This window comes from Micrococcus sp. EYE_212, from assembly GCF_023147585.1.
Taxonomy (GTDB): domain Bacteria; phylum Actinomycetota; class Actinomycetes; order Actinomycetales; family Micrococcaceae; genus Micrococcus.
This window is the reverse complement of sequence record NZ_JAHXOZ010000029.1, coordinates 1-6,675: the sequence shown is the minus strand read 5'-3', so window position 1 is coordinate 6,675 and position 6,675 is coordinate 1. Positions and strand designations below refer to the sequence as shown.

General features: G+C 58.6%; 6 protein-coding genes and 2 pseudogenes. 6 read left to right on the top strand and 2 right to left on the bottom strand.

Annotated elements, in window-relative coordinates:
• A pseudogene (locus tag KZX60_RS11825) lies at positions 1-155 on the bottom strand (IS3 family transposase); the annotation flags it as partial.
• Positions 156-177: 22 nt separating this feature from the next.
• Positions 178-834 carry a hypothetical protein gene (locus tag KZX60_RS11820; RefSeq protein ID WP_248118605.1) on the bottom strand — a complete coding sequence of 219 codons (657 nt, stop codon included), beginning with the start codon at positions 832-834 and terminating at the stop codon, positions 178-180.
• Positions 835-955: 121 nt separating this feature from the next.
• On the opposite strand from KZX60_RS11820, the gene KZX60_RS11815 reads away from it, so the two are divergent.
• From KZX60_RS11815 to KZX60_RS11795, 6 genes and pseudogenes are all read left to right on the top strand, one after another.
• Positions 956-1,171, top strand: coding sequence for a helix-turn-helix transcriptional regulator (locus tag KZX60_RS11815; protein ID WP_248118603.1), 216 nt, complete (start codon positions 956-958; stop codon positions 1,169-1,171).
• A gap of 6 nt (positions 1,172-1,177) precedes the next feature.
• Entirely contained in the window at positions 1,178-1,318 is a 141-nt protein-coding gene (locus tag KZX60_RS12045; protein WP_348983755.1) for a TrmH family RNA methyltransferase, read from the top strand.
• Between the two features lie 94 nt (positions 1,319-1,412).
• The gene (locus tag KZX60_RS11810; RefSeq protein WP_248118601.1) at positions 1,413-2,981 is read left to right on the top strand and encodes a type I restriction-modification system subunit M; all 1,569 of its coding nucleotides are present in this window, start codon (positions 1,413-1,415) and stop codon (positions 2,979-2,981) included.
• A complete protein-coding gene (locus KZX60_RS11805; protein ID WP_248118599.1) occupies positions 2,978-4,156 on the top strand; it encodes a restriction endonuclease subunit S in 1,179 nt (392 codons plus the stop codon). The genes KZX60_RS11810 and KZX60_RS11805 overlap by 4 nt, the downstream gene beginning before the upstream one ends.
• Before the next feature lie 30 nt (positions 4,157-4,186).
• On the top strand, positions 4,187-5,224 hold the full coding sequence (locus KZX60_RS11800) for a hypothetical protein (RefSeq protein WP_248118597.1): 1,038 nt from the start codon (positions 4,187-4,189) through the stop codon (positions 5,222-5,224).
• Positions 5,221-6,549 (top strand): annotated as a pseudogene (locus KZX60_RS11795) (HsdR family type I site-specific deoxyribonuclease); the annotation flags it as partial. The gene KZX60_RS11800 and the pseudogene KZX60_RS11795, both read left to right, overlap by 4 nt.
• Positions 6,550-6,675: the final 126 nt, after the last annotated feature.

The following is a 6,675-nucleotide window of genomic DNA, read 5'->3' as shown; positions in this document are numbered from 1 at the left end:
ACCCCGTATCCGAGCTGCGTCGCGACCCGCTGCACAGTCCCATGCTCGGTCCCCAGCTCGGCACGCAGCGTCCGCACCATCCGGACCGCCGCGGCCTTCTCCTCCGGCGAATACCGACGCGTCGTCGGCTTCCCCGCTGTCTGCTCTTTCGGCATAACTCCATCCTCGTTTCCAAGGTCAGGAGTCTCCAACAAACCCAGGGCGCTTCAGATAGTCAGGTTGGAGGCCCTCGGTGGCCCTGCTGCCGGCAGTGTCGCCCATCTGGCTGTCGATTCGCACGGCTTTGACTACACCGCGGATGACGGCGCATTCGGCGCATTGGGCAATTGGTTCAACATAGTGGGGGGAGTGCCCGGCCAAGGTTTCGGCATGCTGGCAGGTCAGTTCCACATGCCAGGTTGCACTGCGGGCGATGCGCAATGAGGGCGGGTACAGGAGCTGCCGGAGCTCATCGCGCTGAGTCGGCGAGAGTGGCGGGAACGGGCAGCACAGATGGCAGTGCTCCACCCTGTTGTTCTCGAGACGCCAAACACCCATGTTGCATGCCTTGTGTTCTGCTCGGAACTCGGCATTGTCGGCGTCGATCAGCGCAAGGCTCTCTTCATCAGTACCCAGAGCTGGCTCACCGAGAAGGGCGCGCCCGCACGCGCGGCATGGTTCGCCTGCTGCATAGGCTTCGTACGTCAGCTGGCGGTCGTTGCCTGCCCGTTCCCTCCGCTTCGCGTCCTCTGCTTGGGCCCACGACTCCGAGAGCAGTGCCGTGCTGCGTGGTGTGTGCAGGACGCGGGGGAGAGCTGTCGAGCTTCCGTCGGGGATCTGCTGCGAATCGGGCATCCTCACGCTCTCCTTCGAGGTCTGATGCGGCCGCAGTGCGAGTCGTGCGCGACCCGCCTCGACAGCAACTGGAAGCGATAACTTCCTGGAAGTCATGACTACCAGACCCGAGGCTGGATGTGTGACAGAACCGCTGAAGAAGGTGCTTGGAGCGCAGGTGCGCGACCTGCGGCTTGCGCGTCGGCTGTCGCAGGAAGGTCTTGCTGAAGAGCTCGGCGTGTCGACTCGGTATCTCGCCGGCATCGAGCGTGGGGAGCGGAACCTCACTCTGGATTCGGTGGATGCTCTCGCTGAGCAGCTCGGCGTCGAGGCGCGTTCGCTGATCATTCAACCTTGATGCCCGCTGCTTGAGCTGGAGGGTCACGGCGTCACGCCGGAGACCGACGCGCTGCTCGATCGCCGGGTCACGATCCCGATGAGTGGCCGCGTCGACTCGCTGAACGTGACGGCGGCAGCGGCCGTGGGGTTCTACGCGACGCGGTGATGATGCGGAAAGCCCGAGTGTCAGTGGCACCCGATATCGTAAGAGCAATCAACCCAACACCGTGATTGCGCAGTGGCGCGGAGGAGCACGACCCATGGCACCGACCACAAAAGAGGCGCAGCGAGCCGAGTTGCACAAGACGATCTGGCGGATCGCGAACGACCTTCGAGGCAGCGTCGATGGGTGGGACTTCAAGTCCTACGTGCTGGGTATGCTGTTCTACCGGTTCATCTCCGAGAATCTCACGGCCTACCTCAACAAGCACGAGCATGATGCGGGCGATGCGTCGTTCGATTACCGGCTGACGGCGGATTCCGACGCGGAGTTTGCGCGCGACGAGGTCGTCGCGGAGAAGGGGTTTTACATTCTGCCGTCCGACCTGTTCGCCAACGTTCGCAAGCGTGCGGCGCGGGATGAGAACCTCAATGAGACGCTCGAACGGGTCTTCAAGAACATCGAGGCGTCGGCGCTGGGTACGGACAGTGAGGACGACATCAAGGGTCTGTTCGACGACCTGGATGTCAACAGCAACAAGCTCGGCTCGACGGTCGCCAAGCGGAACCAGAAGCTGGTGAAGCTGCTCGATGCGATCGGTGATCTGCCGCTTGGGCGGTGGGAGGACAACTCGATCGATCTGTTCGGTGATGCCTACGAGTACCTGATGCAGATGTATGCGGCCAACGCGGGCAAGTCCGGCGGTGAGTACTACACGCCCCAGGAGGTCTCCGAGCTACTGGCGCGCATCACGGTGGTCGGCAAGACACAGGTCAACAAGGTCTACGACCCCGCCGTCGGATCTGGTTCGCTGCTGCTGAAGTTCGACAAGGTGCTCGGCAAGAACAACGTCCGCCAGGGGTTCTACGGTCAGGAGATCAACCTGACCACGTACAACCTCGCGCGGATCAACATGTTCCTACACGACGTCAACTACGCCGACTTCAACCTCGCCCACGGCGACACCCTGATCGATCCCCAACACTGGGACGACGAACCGTTCGAGGCGATCGTCTCCAACCCGCCCTACTCGATCAAGTGGGAGGGCGACGCTAACCCATTGCTCATCAATGATGAACGGTTTGCACCGGCCGGTGTGCTGGCACCGAAGTCGAAGGCCGACCTTGCCTTCACGATGCACATGCTCAGCTGGCTGGACGTCAACGGCACGGCAGCGATCGTTGAGTTTCCTGGCGTGCTGTACCGCGGTGGGGCGGAGAAGAAGATCCGCCAGTACCTCGTCGACAACAACTACATCGACGCTGTCATCCAGCTTCCGCCGGACCTGTTCTTCGGCACGACGATCGCGACCTGCATCCTCGTGCTGAAGAAGTCGAAGAAGCCCAGCGACGTGCTGTTCATTGACGCGTCAGCCGAGTTCAAGCGCGTTGGCAACAAGAACAAGCTGCTCGAGGAGCACCAGGCGCGAATTCTTGCGACGTTCACGACGCGCGAGCCCGAGGACTACTTCACAGCGCTCGTCAGCAACGAGGACATCGCCGCAAACGACTACAACATCGCGGTCTCGACCTACGTGGAAGTCGAAGATACTCGCGAAGAGGTCGACATCACGGAGCTGAACGCGGAGATTGCGCGCATCGTGGCGCGCCAGGCGGAGCTCCGCACGGCTATTGACGAGATCGTGGCGGATCTGGAGGGCTCCCAGTGAGCCGCATCGATGAGCTGATTCAGGAGCTGTGCCCGGATGGCGTTCGACATGTTGCGCTGTCCGAGGTTGCTGATTACTCCTCGACGCGTGTGGACGCCGCCGATCTCGACGAAACTACCTTCGTGGGCGTCGATAACCTCGTTGCCGAGAAGGGTGGTCGTGTCGATGCAAGCTACCCGCCGAACACCGCCCGTCTGACGGCCTACGAGCCGGGGGATATCCTACTCGGAAATATTCGTCCGTACCTAAAGAAGGTGTGGCAAGCGACGAACGAAGGCGGCTGTAGCGGCGACGTCCTAGCAATCCGGATCAAGGGTGAGAACCGCGCCAAGATCGATTCTAACTTCCTCTACTATTTGCTTTCCTCCGACGTCTTCTTTGCGTACAACATGCAGCACGCAAAGGGAGCTAAAATGCCGCGCGGGAATAAAGCCGCGATTCTAGAATATCGAATCCCTGTTCCGCCTCCCGAGATTCAGTGTGAGATCGTGCGAGTACTTGATAAGTTCACTCAGCTGGAAGTCGAGCTGGAAGCGGAGCTGGAAGCCCGGCGCGCCCAATACGATTACTTCTTTAGAGACTTACTTTCATTTGGATCAGATGAAGCGAAGGAGCTCACGCTTGGCGACATTGGTCGAGTGGCGATGTGTAAACGAGTATTCAAGAGCGAGACAAGTGACAACGGGGATGTGCCGTTCTTTAAGATTGGCACATTCGGTGGTCCGCCTGACGCATATATTTCACGAGAGCTGTTCGAATCGTATCGTGAGAATTTCTCATTCCCGAGCCGTGGTGATGTTCTGATCTCTGCAGCCGGAACTATCGGTCGCACTGTTGTCTACGACGGAGAGGAAGCTTACTTTCAGGATTCGAATATCGTGTGGCTTGATCATGACGAGTCGATCGTTACGAACGCCTATTTGAGACATTGGTACAAAGTGATCCAGTGGGCTACTGATGGCAGCACCATCAGGCGGTTGTACAATTCGAATCTATTGCGAGCGCGGATCTTGGTGCCTCCGCCTGCAGAGCAGGATCAGATCGTCGAAGTGCTCGACAAGTTCGACGCGCTCGTCAACGACATCAGCATCGGCCTCCCGGCTGAACTCAACGCCCGTCGCAAGCAGTACGAGTACTACCGCGACCGCCTGCTGACGTTCAAGGAGGCTGCCTAGATGACTAGTGTTCATGAAACGGTTGCGAGCTTGGCTGAGGAGGTCTTACAGGGCCTTGCTGATTCGCGTACCGCTCTTATTTACGCTCCGAATACAATCGGAAAGACTCGGCTGGCTCAGCACCTCAAGGAGCGTAACCCAGGGGATGTAGTCCTCTACAACTCCTTTGTCGAGGACGTATTCAGTTGGGATAACGCGCGAGTCGTATTCAAGATGGATCCGGAGTCAGAGCTATTTGAGACTATCGTGACGCAGGGTCTTGATAGTGCGATCAGCGATAACTTCCAAAGCTTCACAAGCAGCAGAATTGAACCAAGGCTTGACTTCGAAAGTGGCGAGATTAGCTTTGGCGTACACAGGGGTGATGATAGTTCGACGGACGGCATCAAGATATCGCGAGCAGAGGAGAGCATATTTGTTTGGAGTGTATATCACTCTGTTTTGAACGACGTGATTGAGACGCTAAGTGATAGCCCCGAGTTGCGTTCAACGACCGACTATGACCAGCTAACACTCGCCGTCGTAGACGACCCGGTATCGTCAATGGATGATGTGCGTATCGTGTCAGTGGCTCTCGCACTTGCGGCGCTTATTAAGCGAGCATCAGAGTTGGAATTGAAATTCGTGATCGCCACCCACCACGCTCTCTTCTTTAATGTTCTGTTCAACTCGCTCCGCCGGAGGAGTGACCGAGCGTATATTCTTGCGCGAGACCCTGTCGCCGGGTGGACGCTCGCTAGGCAATCAAAGGACTCGCCTTTCAGTTACCACCTCGGGATTATTAAAGATATTCAAGAGGCGATCTCCGCGAATACGATTGAGCGAGGCCATTTCAATCAGTTTCGATCACTGCTCGAGAAGACGGCCAACTTCCTCGGCCATACAGGAGGCTGGGGCGACCTGCTGGTCGGGCCAGATGCCGCCCTGGTGACTAAGGTTCTCAATCTGTACAGCCACGACCGATTCGCTGATATCGACACCTTCGAGGTGGCCGAAGAGTACAAAGAAGCTTTTAGGAGCGAGTTTCAGGAGTTTCTGAAGACATACAGATGGGCGGCTGCGGCATGAGCGAGTCAGCGGCACGGAAGTTCGACCTGATCGCGATCTCTTCTGAGAGCACGGTTCTCGCTGAGTACGTTCACGACCCCTCGTATGCCGATGCGTATCAGCCGGAGTCTGCACTCGAGAAGGAGGTGATCCGGCTGCTCGAGGGACAGGCCTACGACTACCTGCCGTTCACCTCCGAGGCGGAGCTGGTCGCGAATCTTCGCGTGCAGCTCGAGAGAGTCAACAGGATCACCTTCTCGGATGCCGAGTGGGAGCAGTTCTTCACGACGAAGATCGCAGGTGCCAACGACGGCATCGTCGAGAAGACGGTGCGTGTGCAGGAGGATCACGTCCAGATCCTCAGGCGCGACGATGGGACGACGAAGAACATCGCGCTGATCGACAAGACGAATATCCACAACAATCGGCTGCAGGTCATCAATCAGTACGAGATCGGACGCGGTGAGGGCGACACTGGCGATGGCGGTGCGAGGTACGTCAATCGCTACGACGTGACCGTGCTCGTCAACGGGCTGCCGATGGTGCACATCGAACTGAAGCGTCGCGGTGTGGACATCCGGGAGGCATTCAACCAGATAAACCGCTATCAGCGCGAAAGCTTCTGGGCTGGCTCGGGCCTGTTCGAGTACGTGCAGCTGTTCGTGATCAGCAACGGCACGCTCACGAAGTACTACTCCAACAGCACTCGCAACAGGCACCTGGCCGAGCAGAAGAAGACTGGCAGTACCAGCAAGGGCAGGAAGACGAGTAACTCGTTCGAGTTCACCAGCTGGTGGGCCGACGCGAACAACAAGCCGATCACCGAGCTGACGGCGTTCGTGAAGACCTTCTTCGCGAAGCACTCGCTGTTGAACATCCTCACGAAGTACTGCGTGCTCACCGCGGATCGCGACCTGCTGGTGATGAGGCCGTACCAGATCGTCGCCACCGAGCGGATCCTGCAGAAGATCCAGATCTCGACGAACTACAAGACGCTCGGCACGCTCGATGCCGGAGGATACGTCTGGCACACCACCGGATCGGGCAAGACGCTCACCTCGTTCAAGGCAGCGCAGCTCGCATCGAAGATGCCGAGTGTGGACAAGGTATTGTTCGTCGTCGACCGCAAAGACCTCGACTACCAGACGATGCGTGAGTACGACCGGTTCGAGAAAGGGGCGGCGAACTCGAACACGTCGACGGCGGTGCTGAAGACGCAGCTCGAAGACCCCGGTGCGCGGATCATCATTACGACGATTCAGAAGCTGTCGACATTCATCAAGGCGAACAAGGGCCACGAAGTTTTCTCGGGCCACGCGGTGATCATCTTCGATGAGTGCCACCGGGGCCTTGCCCCTTGATCGTGGACACGGTGTCGGTTCGGTTATGCCGCTTCCGTGAGGGTAGCTGACCTCGCGGCGTCGTAGGCGTTCTCGTAGCTATTTGGGCTCACCTGGCCGATCGTGGAGTGG